The organism is Thioalkalivibrio sp. ALMg11 (assembly GCF_000377905.1).
Classification (GTDB): Bacteria; Pseudomonadota; Gammaproteobacteria; order Ectothiorhodospirales; family Ectothiorhodospiraceae; genus Thioalkalivibrio.
In genome coordinates, this window is sequence record NZ_KB898876.1 from 26,613 (window position 1) to 43,448 (window position 16,836).

17 protein-coding genes are annotated in these 16,836 nt (G+C 66.3%); 14 read left to right on the plus strand and 3 right to left on the minus strand.

The window, feature by feature from the left end:
- Nucleotides 1–5 precede the first annotated feature (5 nt).
- The 14 genes from D578_RS0110855 (at nucleotide 6) to D578_RS0110925 (ending at nucleotide 10,214) form a co-directional block, all read left to right on the plus strand.
- Nucleotides 6–1,553, plus strand: a complete 1,548-nt coding sequence (locus tag D578_RS0110855) for a carboxysome shell carbonic anhydrase (RefSeq protein ID WP_018949971.1) — start codon at nucleotides 6–8, stop codon at nucleotides 1,551–1,553.
- A gap of 17 nt (nucleotides 1,554–1,570) precedes the next feature.
- Nucleotides 1,571–1,822, plus strand: a complete 252-nt coding sequence (locus D578_RS0110860; RefSeq protein WP_017940626.1) for a carboxysome peptide A — start codon at nucleotides 1,571–1,573, stop codon at nucleotides 1,820–1,822.
- 4 nt (nucleotides 1,823–1,826) lie between these two features.
- The gene (locus D578_RS0110865) at nucleotides 1,827–2,159 is read left to right on the plus strand and encodes a carboxysome peptide B (RefSeq protein WP_018168596.1); all 333 of its coding nucleotides are present in this window, start codon (nucleotides 1,827–1,829) and stop codon (nucleotides 2,157–2,159) included.
- Nucleotides 2,160–2,204: 45 nt separating this feature from the next.
- Complete coding sequence (locus D578_RS0110870; RefSeq protein WP_012982275.1) at nucleotides 2,205–2,504, plus strand: BMC domain-containing protein; 300 nt, start codon at nucleotides 2,205–2,207, stop codon at nucleotides 2,502–2,504.
- A 31-nt stretch (nucleotides 2,505–2,535) separates the two neighbouring features.
- Nucleotides 2,536–2,829: a BMC domain-containing protein gene (locus D578_RS0110875; RefSeq protein WP_012982276.1), complete on the plus strand. Its 294-nt coding sequence runs from the start codon at nucleotides 2,536–2,538 to the stop codon at nucleotides 2,827–2,829.
- Nucleotides 2,830–2,895: 66 nt separating this feature from the next.
- Complete coding sequence (locus D578_RS0110880) at nucleotides 2,896–3,210, plus strand: BMC domain-containing protein (RefSeq protein ID WP_026289304.1); 315 nt, start codon at nucleotides 2,896–2,898, stop codon at nucleotides 3,208–3,210.
- Nucleotides 3,211–3,220: 10 nt separating this feature from the next.
- On the plus strand, nucleotides 3,221–3,643 hold the full coding sequence (locus tag D578_RS0110885; protein ID WP_018949972.1) for a bacterioferritin: 423 nt from the start codon (nucleotides 3,221–3,223) through the stop codon (nucleotides 3,641–3,643).
- Between the two features lie 35 nt (nucleotides 3,644–3,678).
- Nucleotides 3,679–3,960: a 4a-hydroxytetrahydrobiopterin dehydratase gene (locus tag D578_RS0110890; RefSeq protein ID WP_018168599.1), complete on the plus strand. Its 282-nt coding sequence runs from the start codon at nucleotides 3,679–3,681 to the stop codon at nucleotides 3,958–3,960.
- A gap of 59 nt (nucleotides 3,961–4,019) precedes the next feature.
- Nucleotides 4,020–4,655 carry a ParA family partition ATPase gene (gene parA / locus D578_RS0110895; RefSeq protein WP_018949973.1) on the plus strand — a complete coding sequence of 212 codons (636 nt, stop codon included), beginning with the start codon at nucleotides 4,020–4,022 and terminating at the stop codon, nucleotides 4,653–4,655.
- Nucleotides 4,652–5,044 (plus strand): hypothetical protein, encoded by a 393-nt coding sequence (locus tag D578_RS0110900; RefSeq protein ID WP_018949974.1) that lies wholly within the window; start codon nucleotides 4,652–4,654, stop codon nucleotides 5,042–5,044. The genes parA and D578_RS0110900 overlap by 4 nt, the downstream gene beginning before the upstream one ends.
- Before the next feature lie 60 nt (nucleotides 5,045–5,104).
- A complete protein-coding gene (locus tag D578_RS0110905) occupies nucleotides 5,105–5,908 on the plus strand; it encodes a CbbQ/NirQ/NorQ/GpvN family protein (RefSeq protein ID WP_018949975.1) in 804 nt (267 codons plus the stop codon).
- Between the two features lie 18 nt (nucleotides 5,909–5,926).
- Entirely contained in the window at nucleotides 5,927–8,248 is a 2,322-nt protein-coding gene (locus tag D578_RS0110910; RefSeq protein WP_018949976.1) for a nitric oxide reductase activation protein NorD, read from the plus strand.
- A gap of 330 nt (nucleotides 8,249–8,578) precedes the next feature.
- Nucleotides 8,579–9,556 carry a LysR family transcriptional regulator gene (locus tag D578_RS0110920; RefSeq protein WP_018949978.1) on the plus strand — a complete coding sequence of 326 codons (978 nt, stop codon included), beginning with the start codon at nucleotides 8,579–8,581 and terminating at the stop codon, nucleotides 9,554–9,556.
- Nucleotides 9,557–9,647: 91 nt separating this feature from the next.
- Nucleotides 9,648–10,214: an SgcJ/EcaC family oxidoreductase gene (locus D578_RS0110925; RefSeq protein ID WP_018949979.1), complete on the plus strand. Its 567-nt coding sequence runs from the start codon at nucleotides 9,648–9,650 to the stop codon at nucleotides 10,212–10,214.
- 68 nt (nucleotides 10,215–10,282) lie between these two features.
- Here D578_RS0110925 and D578_RS0110930 read toward each other — a convergent pair whose 3' ends face one another.
- From D578_RS0110930 to treY, 3 genes are read right to left on the minus strand one after another with little or no spacing between them, the layout of a single operon-like run.
- Entirely contained in the window at nucleotides 10,283–12,106 is a 1,824-nt protein-coding gene (locus D578_RS0110930) for a glycoside hydrolase family 15 protein (protein WP_018949980.1), read from the minus strand.
- Nucleotides 12,103–13,890 carry a malto-oligosyltrehalose trehalohydrolase gene (gene treZ, locus D578_RS0110935; protein ID WP_018949981.1) on the minus strand — a complete coding sequence of 596 codons (1,788 nt, stop codon included), beginning with the start codon at nucleotides 13,888–13,890 and terminating at the stop codon, nucleotides 12,103–12,105. The genes D578_RS0110930 and treZ overlap by 4 nt, the downstream gene beginning before the upstream one ends.
- Nucleotides 13,887–16,610 (minus strand): malto-oligosyltrehalose synthase, encoded by a 2,724-nt coding sequence (treY, locus tag D578_RS0110940; RefSeq protein ID WP_018949982.1) that lies wholly within the window; start codon nucleotides 16,608–16,610, stop codon nucleotides 13,887–13,889. The genes treZ and treY overlap by 4 nt, the downstream gene beginning before the upstream one ends.
- Between the last annotated feature and the right edge of the window lie 226 nt (nucleotides 16,611–16,836).

A 16,836-nucleotide genomic window follows, 5' to 3' on the forward strand; every position in this document is an offset into this window, starting at 1 on the left:
ACGTCATGGTGCGTGGTCGCCGCAAAAACAGCTCCATGGGCTCGCGCTTCGCGAAGTCCCGGGTTGCGGCTGCGCGCGCGGCGGTGCCGAGCTCTGCGGCGGCGGTATCCGCTGTGCCGGCCTGTGAGTCTTCCGTGCCGGAGGGGACGCGCGAGCTGACGGCGGGTCATGCGTTGGCGGATGTCCCGATGAACGAGCGGTTGCACGCCTTCGAGCAGGGGTTCCGGGAGCGCTTCGCGCAGCTGGTTCCGGTGCTGAAGGAGGTGCATGCGCTGCAGCACGAGCGCGACTTCGAGGCACGTGCGCAGGCGATCGTCGAGGAGCGCCTGGGGTATCAGCTGCCGCAAAAGGCGCTGGAGGATGCCTGGATCAACGATCTGGATACGCGCGAACTGTATCTGCACGGGACGTTCGAGCTGTTTGATCAGGTGGTCAACGAATACTGGGCCGGCCGTGATGACCTGGTCGCCGAAGCGGAAAGCGCAATTGCGTATTTCCTCGACTGCGACTTCCACGAAGTGGACATCTCCCCGTGCTCGGACGGCCGACTGCTGGGGTTGCGCCGCTTCATCCTGCGGCTTCCTGATCTCGCGGTGCGAGTGAAGAGTTACGCCGGGGCGCAGTTCGACATCGAAGAGGATGTACGTCACTGGACCAAGCGCGAACTACTGCGCTTCCGTGAGGGGCGGCCGACCACGGCCGATGTCCCCAGCCGCTATCTGAAGATTGCGGCTTACCACTACAGTGGCGCGGATCCGCTGCATCAGGGATGCGCGGCGCACGGCAACAGCGAGCGCGATGCGGCGGACGGTGCCCTGCACCAGCTGCGCGCGTTTCGTCAGGCGATCGAGAACACCTACTGCTGTGGGGCCTCGGTCGACACGCTGCTAATCGGGGTGGATACCGATACGGATGCGATCAAGATCCACATCCCGGACGCGGACACACGGATGAGCCTGTATCGCTTCGTGGAAAGCGCGGAGTTGTACCGGGCGACGCAAGGGCTGGACGACCAGACCGCATCGCTGCGGGTGTATCAGGCGATCCAGGACACGATTCACCAGCAGGGCTGGGGGCGCGGTAACGGCGCGCCGCACGAAGGAATGCTGCGCCTGATCTCGCGGCTGCTGCTGAGCAATATTTCGCAGCTGGATTATGTGGCGCGCTATCACGGAGGCCATTACGCCGATGTCGGCCACCGCGAGCGCGTGATTATCGTCGGTCAGGAGATCGAGGAGATGCAGGTTCGCAACTTCGCGTACTTCGCTCACCTGGAGACGATGGAAGAGGGCGCCGAGGGGATGGATGTCGGCGTGAACAAGATTTTTCGCAAGCTGAATGTCGAGCGCGGCCTGCCGATTCCGGTGGTGGTGCATTACCGCTACGACCGCAAGGTGCCGGGATCGCGGGAGCGGGTCGAGGCGCGTTGTCGCCGAATTCGCAACACGATCATGGATCGCTATCGCGACCTGGCTGAAAAGGGCCTGATCGGCTGCCACATGGTGATCCGCGACAAACGCAGCGGAAGCCGTCTGGAACCACTGGCCGCCTGACGCACACGGGAACGGGAATGAAGATCTGCAAGGTTGAGAAGACGCTGGTTTCGACCAACCGCATCCGCGATCTGGGGCACCGGCCGTTGCTGGTGGTTCAGGAAAAGGCGGGTGGGCCGCGCACCGTGGCGGTCGATGCGGTCGGGTGCGTGCCCGGGGACTGGGTCATCGTGGTGGGCAGCTCGGCGGCGCGCGAAGCGGCCGGTGACAAGTCCTACCCGAGTGACGCGACGATCGTCGGGATCATTGATTACTGGGAGGAGCAGTAGCTCCATGGAAATCATGCAGGTGCAGGATGAACTGGTGGTGACCCGTCGCGTCGACGGGTTGAGCACTATTTCCCTGCGCGTGCTGGTCGACCAGAAGGGTGCGCTGAGTGTGGCCGTGGATCCGGTTGGGGCGCATCCGGGAAACTGGGTGTTCACCATCAGCGGGTCGGCCGCGCGGCTCGCGCTGGACGACAACACTATCCAGACCGATCTCACGATCGGCGGCATCATCGACCACTGGGACGATGGTGGTAAGAAGACGGAAGGGTCGAAGGACGTGGCAGGACAAGACCAGACCGATGCACAGCGCTCTGCTGGTTCCCGCAAGGCGGCGTGAGCGTCATTTTTGTTTTAAAAAACCGTAAATCCAGGAGAGAAGACAATGGCAACTGAACGTTTTGGTGTGGCGCTGGGCATGATCGAGACCCGTGGTCTGGTGCCGGCGATTGAAGCGGCCGATGCAATGACCAAGGCCTCCGAAGTGCGTCTGATCGGTCGCCAGTTCGTCGGTGGCGGCTACGTGACCGTGCTGGTCCGTGGCGAAACCGGTGCCGTGAACGCCGCTGTGCGTGCCGGTGCGGATTCCTGCGAGCGCGTGGGTGACGGCCTGGTGGCCGCGCACATCATCGCCCGCGTGCATTCCGAAGTGGAAAGCATCCTGCCCGAGCAGGTTGAAAAGTAAATCATCAGTAACGCTTGATAGGAGTTGAGTAATGGCTAGCGAAAACTTTGGTGTGGCCCTCGGCATGATCGAGACCCGTGGTCTGGTGCCGGCGATCGAGGCCGCGGACGCAATGACCAAGGCCTCCGAGGTGCGTCTGATCGGGCGTCAGTTCGTGGGTGGTGGTTACGTGACCGTGCTGGTCCGTGGCGAAACCGGTGCCGTGAACGCCGCTGTGCGTGCCGGTGCGGATTCCTGCGAGCGTGTCGGTGACGGCCTGGTGGCTGCGCACATCATTGCTCGCGTCCATTCCGAGGTGGAAAACATCCTCCCGGAAAAGCCGTAACTCACGGCGGCCGAACCCCGTCGGGCCCGGATCGGGCCCGACGGCTTTTTCATGAAGAGGTAGATGATGGCTAACGAAATTTCTGGTGTGGCTCTTGGCATGATCGAGACCCGTGGTCTGGTCCCGGCGATCGAAGCCGCGGATGCGATGACCAAGGCCGCCGAAGTGCGCCTGATCGGTCGTGAATTTGTCGGTGGCGGTTACGTGACCGTACTGGTCCGTGGTGAAACCGGTGCCGTGAACGCCGCTGTGCGTGCGGGCGCGGATTCTTGCGAGCGTGTGGGCGACGGCCTGGTGGCTGCGCACATCATTGCTCGCGTGCATTCGGAAGTGGAAGGCATCCTGCCGACGGCACCGACTGCCGGCGGTTCGGCCAGCTGAGGCGACATCCATGTCCGATCCACGGATCGTGGGGTACCTGAACCGGGCGGTGGCACACGAGCTGTCGGCGGTGCAGCAATACCTGGCCCAGGCGCGGTTGACCGCGATGTGGGGGATGACTGACGCAAGCGACTGCCTGCGTCGGGACGCCCAGGAAGAGCTGGATCATGCGGATCGCTTCATGACTCGCATGTTCCACTACGGGGTGGTGCCGAACGGCAGCCAGCTGGCGCCGGTGCGGCTTGGTCGCTCCATGGCCGAGCTTTTGGCGCGCTCGCGCGAGCTGGAGATGGAGGCGATTCGTCTGTATGACGAAGCGGCCGTCTATTGCCGACGCGTAGGCGCGGTGGATGATGCGGCGCTGTTCGAGAGCATCCTCGAGGATGAGCTGGAACACGTGCGCGAGATCGATGCCCAGGGCAGCACCGCGTGACGAGTGCGGACGCGGCAACAAAAGCGGAGTAGGCAATGGCGGATACCGATCTCGTGGTTCCGGCCGGGTGGGAACCCGGCAAGGGGACCTCGGCGTCCATGAGCAAGCAGTTCACGTTCGACCGCTACGGCATCACGCGGAAATTTCTCGACCACGTGGCCGAGTTGTCGGAGCAGGACGGTTATCATCCGAACATCAGCTTCGGGACGACCTACGTGAACATCACCATCGACGCCCGTGACGGCGAACAGCTCGGGGAAGGCGACAAGGCCTTCGCCCTTGAAGTCGACCGCCTGGCCGATGCCACTACCGGCTGAGCCGGGGCATTCTTGACGGGCCGGGGCGATCCCGGTCCCCTTCCGCAGGAGGCTGTTGCGTGGGTTCGAGGGTAATCGCGGTAGTCAATCAGAAGGGCGGTACCGGCAAGACCACCCTGACCATGAACCTGGCGGCCGGCCTGGCCCGGCGTGGCCGTACGCTGGTGGTGGATGCCGACCCGCAGGGCTCGGCCGGGCAATGGGCGCGCATGGCCTCCGAGGATCGCCCGTTTGCGGCCTCGGTGTTTGCGGTCGCCGGACCCCTGGATCGCGAATTGAAGGCCCTGCGCAAGGACTACGACTACATCGTGGTGGATTGTCCGCCGACGCTCGAGGGCGGTGCCGTCACCGGCGCCCTGGCGGCGGCCGACGAGGTCCTGATCCCGGTGCTTCCGTCGCCGGTGGATCTGTGGGGCAGTGTGCGTATGGGGCGCGGGCTCGAAGAGGCCAAGCTCAAGAATCCCGCCCTGCGCCCCTACATCGTGATCAATCAGCTCGAAGTCCGCAGTGCGCTGTCGCGTGCCATGAAACACGCACTGATGGAGATCGACATCCCCGCCCTGGAGCAGTCACTGCGCCGGCGGGCCATATATCGGCGTTCTGCGCTGGAAGGCTGTTCCGTCTTTGATCTGGGCAAGCCGGGCGACGCGGCGGCGGCGGAGATCGAAGCCATCATCGAGGAGGTGTCGCAATGAGCAATGTGCAAGACAAGCTGGCAGCGGGCGTGCGCAGCGCGCGCGAGGACCAGGACAAGGACAAGACCCCGGACACCACGGCCAAGGCTGACGCGCCGGCCGCGGCAGAGAAGGACACCAGCCAGGAGCCGGCGAGCAGCAGCCCGCAGGCTGCTGCGAGTACCAAGGCGGCCGCCACCAAGAAGGCGGCGACTACTACCGGCAAGGCTACGGCCCGCAAGGGCACCACGGCGCGCAAGAAGCCGGCAGCCACGAGGAAGACGGGTACGACCGCCCAGTCTACCCAGGCCAAGGCAACCCCGGCCGGCAAGAAGCCGGCTGCGAAGAAGGCGGCGAAGGCGAACAAGAGCGGAAACGCGTTGCATCCGGATCGGGTCTGGCCCGACTGAGGCCCTGCGTGCCGATGGCCGGGGCTTGCGCCCCGGCCTTTCTGATTGAGGAGTCGAAACATGCAGGACGAACTACGCGATCACCTGATCACCGAGGAGCCCTACTATCAGTCCACGGCGGACGAGGTGGAGCTGTACGAGGCTGCCTATTCGGTGCGCATGCCGATGATGCTCAAGGGCCCCACGGGCTGCGGCAAGACGCGCTTTGTCGAGCACATGGCGTGGAAGCTGCGCAAGCCGCTGATTACCGTTTCGTGCAACGAGGACATGACCGCCTCGGATCTGGTCGGCCGCTATCTTCTGGATGCCAACGGCACGCGCTGGCAGGACGGTCCGCTGACCCAGGCGGCCCGCCACGGGGCGATCTGCTACCTCGACGAGATCGTCGAGGCGCGCCAGGACACGACGGTGGTTATTCACCCGCTGACCGACAATCGTCGCATGCTGCCGCTGGAGAAGAAGGGTGAGATGGTCGAGGCGCATCCGGATTTTCAGGTGGTCATCTCCTACAACCCGGGCTATCAGAGCCTGATGAAGGACCTGAAGGAGTCGACCAAGCAGCGCTTCGGCGCGCTGGACTTCAACTACCCGGATCACGAAACCGAAACGCGCATTGTGGTCCACGAAGGCGGGGTCAACGAGGACATGGCCAGCAAGCTGGTCAGCGTCGCAGAACGCGCGCGCAATCTGAAGGGCCACGGGCTGGACGAGGGGATCTCGACCCGCATGCTGGTGTACGCCGCATCGCTGATCGCCAAGGGCGTCGCGCCGTTGGCCGCCTGCCGCATGGCCCTGGTGCGTCCGATCACGGACGATCCGGACATGCGCGACGCCCTCGACTCCGCCGTCACGACGTTCTTCTAGGCGCTTGCGCCGGATACGATGAGCATCCATCTGGAGGAATACCAGGACCTCCTCGAGGACCTCGGGGGGCAAGCTTCCGAGGTCCTCGAGGCCTCGTGGCAGGAGGCGACGCGTGCCTTCAGTACGGGTGGCCTGAAACGATACTACCTGGAAGGCGCGCGCAGCCTGCACTCCCTGGGGCGGGGTTCGGAGATGGTTGTTGCCTTCGTCCAGGAGGCGCCGGATCTGGCGCAGGAACTGGGCGAGGACGCGGTCGGCGAGCTGGTGAGCTCGGCGATCAAGATGTACTCCAAGACCAGTGGCGCGGTTATTACCCTGCTGATCTCCACCAGCCCGATCGCGGCGCGGCGCCTGGGCGACCTGCGCCTGTTCGGGGGATATCTGCGCCTGGTCGACAACCTGCTGGGGCAGGCGCCGCGCGGCGTTCGGCCCATGCTGGAACACCTCGACGAGTTGCTTTCGCAATTGACGCTGGGCGGGTTGCGCCGTTGGGCGACCTGGGGCGGACAGGCGCATCGCACCGACCTCGAGGCACAGATTGCCTACTTCGGTCTGGAATCGCCCGAGTCCCGCTCGGTGCTCCAGAAGGAGCGCCGTGGCACCCTGTTTGTGGATGTGCAACGCCGCATCAACCTCTATCTGCGTTCGCTCTGGGCGCGCGACTTCTTCATGCGCCCGACGAGTGGCGACTTCGAGTCGCGCGAGGGCTACAAGCCCTATATCGAGGGGTTCACGATCTTCCTCCCGGACGCATTCGACGACTGGGAGGGTCTGACCGGGCTGGATCTCTACCGCGCTGCCGCGGCCCATGCGGCGGCCCATGTGGTCTACACCCGCGAGATGCAGCCGGAAGAGGCCCCGCGTGGGGTGATCGGTGTGCTGACCGAGCTGTTCGAGGATGCACGCGTGGAGGGCCTGGCGACGCAGGGCTTCCCCGGCCTGCGCAACCTGTGGACGCCCCTGCATACGGCCACCCCGGAGGACGGCGAGGCGCCGCAGGCGCTGCTGTCGCGAACCGCGCGCGCCCTGCTGGACCCGGATTACCGCGATGACCACGCGTTTGTCGGCAAGGCCCGGGCGGCCCTGGCCGGGCGGGCGGACGACCTCGAGGCCCCGGGGCTGGCGGTCGAGCTGGCCGAGGCCCTGGCGCCGGAGTTTCCGGAAAAGGGCTACATGAATCCGCGCCAGGTTGCCCCGGATGTGGTCTACCGCGATGACAACCGGTACATCTGGGCCTTCGGCCGCGAGGAAGAGGACTTCGAGACGCTGATGGCGGGCGGCGCCAATCAGGAGCGGGTGTATGTCTCGCTGATGGAGATGCTCAACACCCTGGATGTACCCGGAGCTGGCGATGATGCCCAGCTGATCATGGTGCTCGCGACCGAGTTCTTCCGCGACAGCGAGGACGAGAGCATCAATCAGCAGGAGGGCAAGGAGCCGATCTCGCTGCCCTACCACTACCACGAGTGGGACTACCAGATGCAGCTGGAGCGGCCGCACTGGGTCACCCTGCTGGAACGGCGCCCGCAGAAGGGCGACGTGGCCGAGATCGACGCGATCAACGAAAAGCACAAGCCACTGATCTCGCGCCTGAAGTTCTTGATCGAGGCGATGCAGCCGCAGGGCGTCCAGCGCCTGCGCAAGCAGGCCGAGGGCGACGAGCTGGACTTGAACGCGCTGGTCGATGCGCAGATCGATCTGCGCATGCGGCGCCAGCCCGACGAGCGCATCTACGTGCGCAACGTCCGCCAGGTGCGCGATCTGTCCGTGCTGGTGCTGCTGGATCTGTCCGAGTCCACCAACGAGATGGTCCAGGGTACGGACACCAGTGTGGTACAGCTGGCGCGCGAGGCCACCGCACTCCTGGGCGGGGCAATCTCCAAGATCGGCGATCCCTTCGCCATCCACGGATTTGCCTCGGATGGGCGCCACGACGTCGAGTATTACCGCTTCAAGGACTTTGGCGCGCCCTACGACGATCATGCCCGGGCACGACTGGCCGGGATGAAGGGCCAGCTCTCCACCCGTATGGGCGCGGCCGTCCGGCATGCCGGGCATCTTCTGCAGCAACAGGGCACGCAGAAGAAGCTGTTGCTGATCGTGACCGACGGCGAGCCGGCGGATACCGATGTGCGCGACCCGCAATATCTGCGTCAGGACGCGAAACGTGCGGTGGAAGAGGTGGGCAAGAACGGCGTCTACAGCTTCTGTATCAGCCTGGACCCGAAGGCCGACGAGTACGTCGAACGGATCTTCGGGGCACAGCACTTCATGGTGCTGGATCGTATCGAACGGCTCCCGGAAAAGCTGCCGATGCTGTACGCCGGTCTCACCCGGTAGGGAGTACCGTGACCCCTCGAGTTCGACGCAACCAGCGAGTCGCTGCCCGGTCAGATGCAAGGCGCGCTTGCGCAGGAAGGATGGGTCTCCTTTCCAGCAGGCGCAACGCCACAGATGGCCGGTCAGCGACTCGCCCGGAGGGAGCTCCCATGAAGCGCCATGACGGCGTTACGGCGCTTGACAAGGACCGGGCCATTGCCTGCGCGCCGCGCCTTGTCCTGGCGCTTCATGGGAACGCTGGTTGCGTCGAACTCGAGGGGTCACGGTACTAGCATGGCCAGGAAAGGGACCGGCACGACACCGCAGAAGGAATCCGGCCTTCCGCAGGTGATGCTGAAATCCGAACTGCCGGCGCACCTGATCCGGCACGCCACCCTGCGCCAGCTGCAGGTGTTCGAAGCGATCGTGCGCCTGGGTAGCTTCACCCGCGCGGCGGAAGAGCTCTATCTGACCCAGCCGACCGTCTCTATCCAGATCAAGAAGCTCGCCGGGGCCCTGGGCCTGCCGCTGTTCGAGTACGTTGGGCGCAAGGCCTTCCCGACCGAGGTCGGGCTGCTGCTGTACGACACCTGCCGCGAGATGCTCGGCGCGCTGACCAACCTGGAGATGAAGCTGGCGGAGATGCACGGGCTCAAGCGGGGGCGGCTGCGTCTGGCGGTCATCACCACCGCGCAGTATTTCGCACCGACCATCCTCGGGCAGTTCGCCAGGCGTTATCCGGATATCGAGCTGTCGCTGGAGGTCAGTAACTTTGACCGCGTGTTGCAGCGGCTGGCCAACAACGATGACGACCTGTACATCATCGGGCACGTACCCGAGCGGCTGACCGACATCGCGGTCTACCCCTTCGCCCCGAATCCGCTGGTGGTGATGGCCAGCCGCGACCACCCGTTGGTCGGGCAGCGCAACATCCCGATTGAGCGCCTGGAACAGGAGACATTCCTGATGCGCGAGCCGGGCTCCGGTATCCGCGAGGCGACGTTGAAGCTGTTCCAGGAACACGGCATCAGCCCGACCGTGCGCATGGAGCTCGGTTCCAACGAGGCGATCAAGCAGGCGGTGATCGGCGGTCTCGGGATCGCGGTGCTGTCGCTGCACACCCTCAGCGCGGAGGGGGCGGGCGGCCCGGTGGCACTGCTGGACGTGGAGCACTTCCCGATCCACCGCCAGTGGCACATCGTTCACCCCAGGCAGAAGGTCCTGTCGGTCGTCGCGCAGACCTTCCTCGACTTCGCCATCCAGGACGAGGCCCGCGTACGTGGCCAGGTCGAGGACCTGTTGGCCGCGTTCAAGGCGCAGGCCAGTTGAGGGACGCTGTCGCGAGCATGACAGGCCCTGGAGGCTCCCTTACAATTCATCGTCTATCCGGCCGGGGACGGCCGAACTCGGAGATCCGTCAGTGACCACGAGCAGCCGGCCGCGCATCAGCGGCACCCAGTTCATCAACGCCGATCAGGCGCCGCGTTCACGTCTGAGCCTGAGCGCCTCGCATCGCGATCAGCACCACCCGGTCACCGGGACCGGTGGCGACCCCCGGTTCGGCGCGATCGATACCCCGGCCAACGAGAGCTGCGTGGTCTGCGCGCCGGCGACCCGTCGGCTGGCCGAGGAACTGTTCGAGGGCTGGAACGCCGCCCTGCAGACCGGCGATGCGCGCAAGGTCGCCGAGCGCTACGCCGACGATGCCGTCCTGCTGCCGACGGTCTCCAATGTCCCGCGTACCAGCCATGCAGAGATCCAGGACTACTTCGAGCACTTCCTGGAGAAGAAGCCTCACGGCACGATCAACACCCGTAACGTGAAGCTCGGCTGCAACAAGCTGACGGATGCCGGTACCTACACCTTTCGCGTGACGGATGGCGGTGAGACCAAGGAGGTCCCCGCGCGCTACACCTTCGTCTACGAGAACCGTGACGGGGAATGGAAGATCGTCCATCACCACTCCTCGATGATGCCGACCGCCTGAAGAGGGTGTCTCCCCGGTCCGGAGGCCTTTCGGGCCTCGGGCACCGCTTTAAGGTGAGTTGACTGTTCTCAACGCTCTCGGCTTCGCTCCAGCGCCCGCGCGAGCTTGATGCCGCTCGAAATCAGGCCGACGTGGCTGAATGCCTGCGGGAAGTTGCCGAGGAAAGCGCCGCTGGCCGGGTCGATCTGTTCCGGGAGCAGACCCAGCGCATTGGTGCGGTCGCACAGGGAGTCGTACAGCGCCTGGGCCTCCTCCAGCCGATCCTGCCCGACCAGATTGTCGACCAGCCAGAAGCTGCACAGGACAAACGCACCCTCGTGCCCAGGCAGCCCGTCCGGCGACTCCTCCGGCAGGTAGCGGTACAGCAGCCCGTTCCCTGCGCCCAGGCGCCGGATGATGGCCTCTGTGGTGGCGACCATCTTCGGATGATCCGCGGGGATAAGGCCGCGTCCCGGTAGTGCCAGCAGGCTCGCGTCGACGCCGCCGCCGCCCAGATGCTCGGTCAAGGTCTGGAGTTCGGGGTCCCAGGCCTGTTCGATGATTGCCTCGCGGATCTGTCGCGCCTCGGAACGCCAGAGGGCGCTGTCGCCTTGCACGCCGTTGCTCTCGGCCAGTTCGGCCCCGCGCTCCAGCGCGACCGCGCACAGGGCGGCGGAGTAGGTAAAGGGTCGTCCGGCCGTGCGGACCTCCCAGATACCGTGGTCGGGGTTTTTCCACTCCGTGTTGGCCGACTCGACCAGGCGCCGCAGGCGTTCCCACAGGTGATCGTCCAGCGTGCCGCCCCAGCGTACCCAGCGATAGGCGCAATCGAGGATCTCCCCGAACACGTCATGCTGACGCTGCTCGACCGCGCCGTTCCCCCAGCGCACGGGCCCCGAACCGCGGTAGCCCTCCAGTTCGGGATCGCTCCGCTCCGGCTGCGGGAGGTGGCCATCCACGTCATACAACACCCGGGGCCAGCCCGCGCGATCAACGGCGTCCAGGGCCCAGCCGATAAATCCGGCGGCCTCGTGGGTCATGCCGATATCGCTCATCGCGTACACCGAGAAGGCCGCATCGCGGATCCACGCGTAGCGGTAATCCCAGTTGCGCGGTCCGCCGATCGCCTCCGGCAGGGATGACGTCGGTGCCGCAATCATGGCCCCGGTCGCGGTGTAGTCCATCTGCTTGAGGGTGACAGCCGAGCGGCGGACGAGGTCCTCGCGAGGCCCTTCATAGCTGAAGTGCGTCATCCAGCGTCGCCAGACCAGCAGGGTGGCCTCGAGCAGTTCCTGCGGGGTGCGGGGCTGGAACCGATGTGTATGCGGCCCCCACCCGAGGAGCACGTGATGCTGCTCCCCCGCCTCCAGTTCATGCAGGCTGTCCTCCCCCTCCAGGGGCAGGGACGAACTCAGGGCCAGTTCCAGGTCCGGTTGGCGGTGCAACGACAGGCCCAGGCCAGCCCCGTGCGCATACACATCCGCACCGCCCCGGGGTGCGACGCGGACCCGCAGGCGTACCCGACCCTCCAGCACCTCGATCCGGCGAAGCAGCTCGTTCCTTCCGGCGGGTGCGTCTTCGGAGAGGTCGGCCCCTGCGCGCAGGGGCAGGCAGTCGGTCACCCGGACGCGCCCCTCGGGGCCGGCCATCTCGGTAATCAGGACGGCGGTATCCGGAATATAGCGCTGGTGCGAGGTGACCAGTGGTTCCGGGGCGACGGTGAAGGCGCCGCCGCGCTGGTGGTCCAGCAGCGCACAGAACAATGGCTCCGAGTCAAAGCGGGGGACGCACATCCAGGGGATCGCCCCGTCGCGGCCCACCAGGGCGGCGGTCGTGCAGTTTCCGATCAGGCCGTGTTCCTCGATCGGCAGGTAGCCGTCAATGCGTTGTACGGGGCGGTCGGATACCGTCACTGGGTCACTCCTTCGACATGAAATGTGGGTAAGGCGGGCATGGCGGATCGCTCTTGCTCCAGGATGACAACGGACTCGCCGGGCAGGTCGAGGCGGTCGGGTCCCACGACGATACCCGCATCGGATTGCAGCAGGGTGTGCAGGTCCGCGGCCGCCGGGCATTCCAGGCGTTGCGGAGCAGGTTGCAGGTTGCACGCCACCAGCAGTCCCGGCCGGCGCATCATCAACCAGCGCCCGGCCTCGTCGAAACTCGCTTCGACCGCATCCAGCCGGTCATCGCCGAATGCCGGGTGGCTGCGCCGCAGGGCGATCAGGGATCGGTACCATCGCAGGATTCCGGCGTGGCGTTCGCGTTCGCGCTCGCCCCAGTTCAGCCTGGATCGTTCGAAGGTCTCGCGGGATTGCGGGTCCGGAATCCCGTCCGTATCCCGGCTGAAGGCCGCGAACTCGCGCTGGCGGCCTTCGGTGACCGCGCGCCCGAGGTCGGCGTCCGTGTGATCCGTGAAATACAGGAACGGGGTCTGCGCAGCCCATTCTTCCCCCTGGAACAGCATCGGCACGAAGGGGCTGGTCATCACCAGCGCCGCCCCGATCTTCAGCAGGCCGGGGGAGAGCAGATGGCTGATGCGCTCCCCATTGGGTCGGTTGCCAATCTGGTCGTGGTTTTGCAGGCAGCCGATGAAACGTCGCCCCGGCAGATCGGATGCCGGGCGGCCGTGGATACGGCGGCGGTAGCGGGAGTATCGGCCGTCGTAGGCCAGGCCGCGCGTCAGTACCCGGGCCAGATCGGCGAGGCGGCCGAAATCCGCGTAGTAACCGTCGGACTCCCCGGTCAGCAGCGCATGCAATGCGTGGTGGAAGTCTTCGTTCCACTGCGCATCGAGTCCGTAGCCGCCGGCTTCGACCGGCCACGCCACGCGCGGGTCGTTGCGGTCGTTCTCCGCGATCACCACCAGATGCCGCCCCAGTTCCCCCTCGAGGCGCTGCACCTCGGTGGCGAGTTGTTCCAGGAAATGGATGGCCGAGGTATCGACGATCGCGTGTACCGCGTCGATGCGCAGGCCGTCGATGTGGTAGTCACGCAGCCACATCAGGGCGTTGTCGATGAAGAAGCGGCGCACGCTGTTGCTGTCGGGGCCGTCGAGGTTCACGGCGTCGCCCCACGGGGTTTGGTAGTGGTCGGTGAAATAGGGGCCGAACTGCGCCAGGTAGTTGCCGTCCGGCCCGAGGTGGTTGTAGACCACGTCCAGCAGCACCGCGATGCCGCGGCGGTGGCAGGCATCCACCAGCCGTTTCAGGCCGTCGGGGCCCCCGTAGGCGTGGTGCGGAGCATACAGGTCGACCCCGTCGTAGCCCCAGCCGCGCGCGCCGGGAAACTCCGCCACTGGCATCAGTTCCAGGTGGGTGATGCCGAGTTCGACCAGATGGTCGAGCCGGTCGATCACGCCGTCAAAGCGGCCCTCCGGGGTGAAGGTGCCGACGTGGATCTCCTGGATGACTGCCGCAGCCAGCGGCGGCGCCTGCCAGCCGGCGTCGTTCCAGGCGAAGCGGGAATGGTCCAGCCAGCGCGACGGGCCATGCACGCCCTGCGGTTGCCAGGCGGAACGCGGATCGGGAAACGGGCCGTTGCCGTCGACGCGGAAGGCGTAGTCGCTGCCGTGCACCAGTCGCTCGGTGTCCAGTGACCACCAGCCGTCCGCCCCACGGTCCATCGGCAAATAACTGCCGTCGCACTCCAGCTCGACCTGGATCGCCTCTGGCGCCCACACCCGCACGGTCGTCATGGCATGGGCTCCTCGCGTTCGAGCAGCGCGACCGGAAACGCTCCGAGGATCTCCGCCACCGGCCGTTCGCCGCCTTCCAGCGTCTCGCCGGACAGGCGGTTATGCCAGTTGCCCGGCGGCAGCGGGAGCCGGGTGTCGCGCCAGTCGTCCGCCAGCCCGAGGACCAGGCGCGGCACCAGCACCAGCGCTCCCGCGCCGCGCTGGTAGGCCACCGCATGCGTGGTACGCTCGCCGTTGGCCCGCAGCGGGGTGTAGGCGGCATCCGGGCGGAACCATTCCGGGTGGCGACGGCGCAGGGCCAGGGTCTGGTGCACCACCCACTGCTTGGGCAGGCCCTCGTCGGCGCGGGCAATGATCTGCGCCGGCGACAGGTGTGCCAGTTCCTCCAGCAGGCGGGCCCGCGTTGCGAAGTCCACCGGGCGGCGGTTGTCCGGATCGACCAGGCTCAGGTCCCACAGCTCGCTGCCCTGGTAGAGGTCCGGGATCCCCGGCGCGGTGAGCTTGATCAGGGTCTGCGCCAGGCTGTTGCTGCGGCCGGGGCCGACCAGCGGCTGCAGGAACGAGTCCAGTGCCTCGCAAAAGCCGGGGTCTTCGAGCGTGTCGGCCACGAAATCGCGCAGCGCCTGCTCGTAGTCCGCCTGGGGATGGGTCCAGCTGTTGTGCTGCTTGGCCTCGCGGGTGGCCTTTTCCATGTAGGCGGTCATGCGTTCGGCGTCGATCGGCCAGGCGCCGATCAGTGTCTGATAGTAGAGGTATTCGGTGGCCGGGTCCGGCCATTCGCCCGTGCGGTGGCGGGCGTTGTGGCGCATCCAGCGACGCACGCTCTGTGCCCATGCGCCCGGAATTTCGGACAGCAACACCAGGCGGGCGCGTACGTCCTCGCTGCGTTTGCTGTCGTGGGTCGAGGTCGCCAGCATCGCCTCGGGATGGCGGCCTTGGGCCTGGGCGGTAGCGTCGTGGAACGCGTCCACCGACATCCCGAAGTGGTCCGGGTCGCCGCCGACCTCGTTGAGCGCTGTCAGCCGGGGGAAACGGTACAACGCGGTGTCCTCCACGCCCTTGGCCATCGTCGGCCCGGTCAGCTGCTGGAAACGCAGGGCGAGCTCGGTCTCGCGCTCGCCGGGGATGCGCAGGAGCAAAAGGTCGCGCAGGAACTGCAGAAGCTCTTTGTCCAGCTCTGCGCGATGCTCGGTGGCCTGCTCGATCGCAGTCTCCACGCAGCCGACGTCGGTCATGGTCACCCCGCCTTCGCGCGGGCTCACGTAGGAGCGGTAGACCGGGAAGCAGGCGGCCACCTCCAGCAGGGCGAGGTAGAGCTCGTGGCGGGTGTAGTCGCGATGGCGGCGGTGGCGTTCGCAGATGTCCACGAACAGCGAACTCAGACGGTTGAGTTCGCTGCCGAGCAGATCCTTCAGCACCTGCCGCTTGGAGTCGTAGACCAATTCCGGGTAGTCGGCCTCCACGCCGGCCAGTTCCTCGAACAGCCGCGTCAGCGGCGCCTCGCCGGCCGGGTCCACGAACAGCCCCTGCACGCGGTTGAGGAAGTCGTAGCCGGTGGTGCCAGCGATCGGCCAGTCGTCGGGTAGCGACTCGCCCGGCTCGAGGATCTTCTCGGCGACGATCCAGGTATCCGGGCAGGCGCGGCTCAGCTGGCTAAAGTATTGGGCGGGATCGCGCAGGCCGTCCGGATGGTCGACCCGCAGGCCGTGCACCGAGCCTTCCTCCACCCAGCGGACCGGCAGGGCATGCACGGCTCGGAACACCTCCTCCTGCTCCTGGCGTAGCCCGGCCAGGTCGTTGATGTCGAAGAACCGGCGGTAGCCCAGGTCGCGGCCGGCGGTGCGCCACCAGGCCAGGCGGTAGTTCTGCTTCTCGATCAGCGCGTCCAGGGCATCGGGATCGGTGTTGATCCGCTCCACCTCGGCCTGGAGCGCCTCGGCGGCTCCCGAATCCTGGCGGGTGATGTCGTCCAGCAGCTGGCGGATCACATCCTGGTCGCGGTGGCGCCGTTCCGCCGAATCGCGCGCGGTCAGGTGTGGCTGCGGCAGGCGTGCGCAGGATTCGGCGAGAAAGCCGAGCCGTTCGATGCACGTGGCGCGATAGGCGCGGTCGAGCAGATCGTTGAGCGAGGACGGGTCGAGCGGAAAGCGGTGCTCGTAATAGGCAAGCCCGAACAGCCCGTCGGCGTACTGCAGGCGAATCTCTCCGGCCTCGAGGACGCGTCCGTAATGATCGCCCAGCACTGGCAGCAGGACCTTGTTCGGCCAACGTTCTTCCGAGGACTCCCAGTCCACGTCGAAATACATCGCAAACGGGCTGGCGGGGCCGTTTTCCAGAACATCCCACCACCACGGGTTCTGGTCCCCGGCGACCGCCATGTGGTTGGGCACGATGTCCAGCACCAGCCCCATCCCGGCGGCCTCCAGCGCCGCGCCCAGGCGCTGGCGCGCCGCCTCGCCGCCGAGCTCCTCGTTCACCCGCGAGGGGTCGACCACGTCATAGCCGTGGGTGCTGCCACGCACCGCCTGCAGGATCGGCGACAGGTAGACATGGGACACACCCAGCCGCGCAAGGTAGGGAACTACATTCGCGGCGTCGTCCAGCGTGAAGCCCGGGTGCAGTTGCAGGCGGCAGGTGGCGATCCGCTCGGGCTGCGCGCGCTGCTCTCCGCGTCCGTTCGCGGACCCCGTTCGTCCTGTGTTGCCGAAGGATGCCTGCATCGACCTCCGCCCCGAAGGCAGACCGGCCGGGAAGTCCGACCGCTAATCCGAATATGGACCAGATTTCGGACGAAAGGAATGCGCACTCCTGCGCAACCTCTCAACAATGGAGGCATCGGTGCCGGGATAGGCCGCCTGACCGGGACCTGCGATCGCCGGTGGGGTTGGCTGGCCCATCGCTGCCGTTGCATTATTTTCGGTCTGTTGGGCGCGCACCCGCCTGACC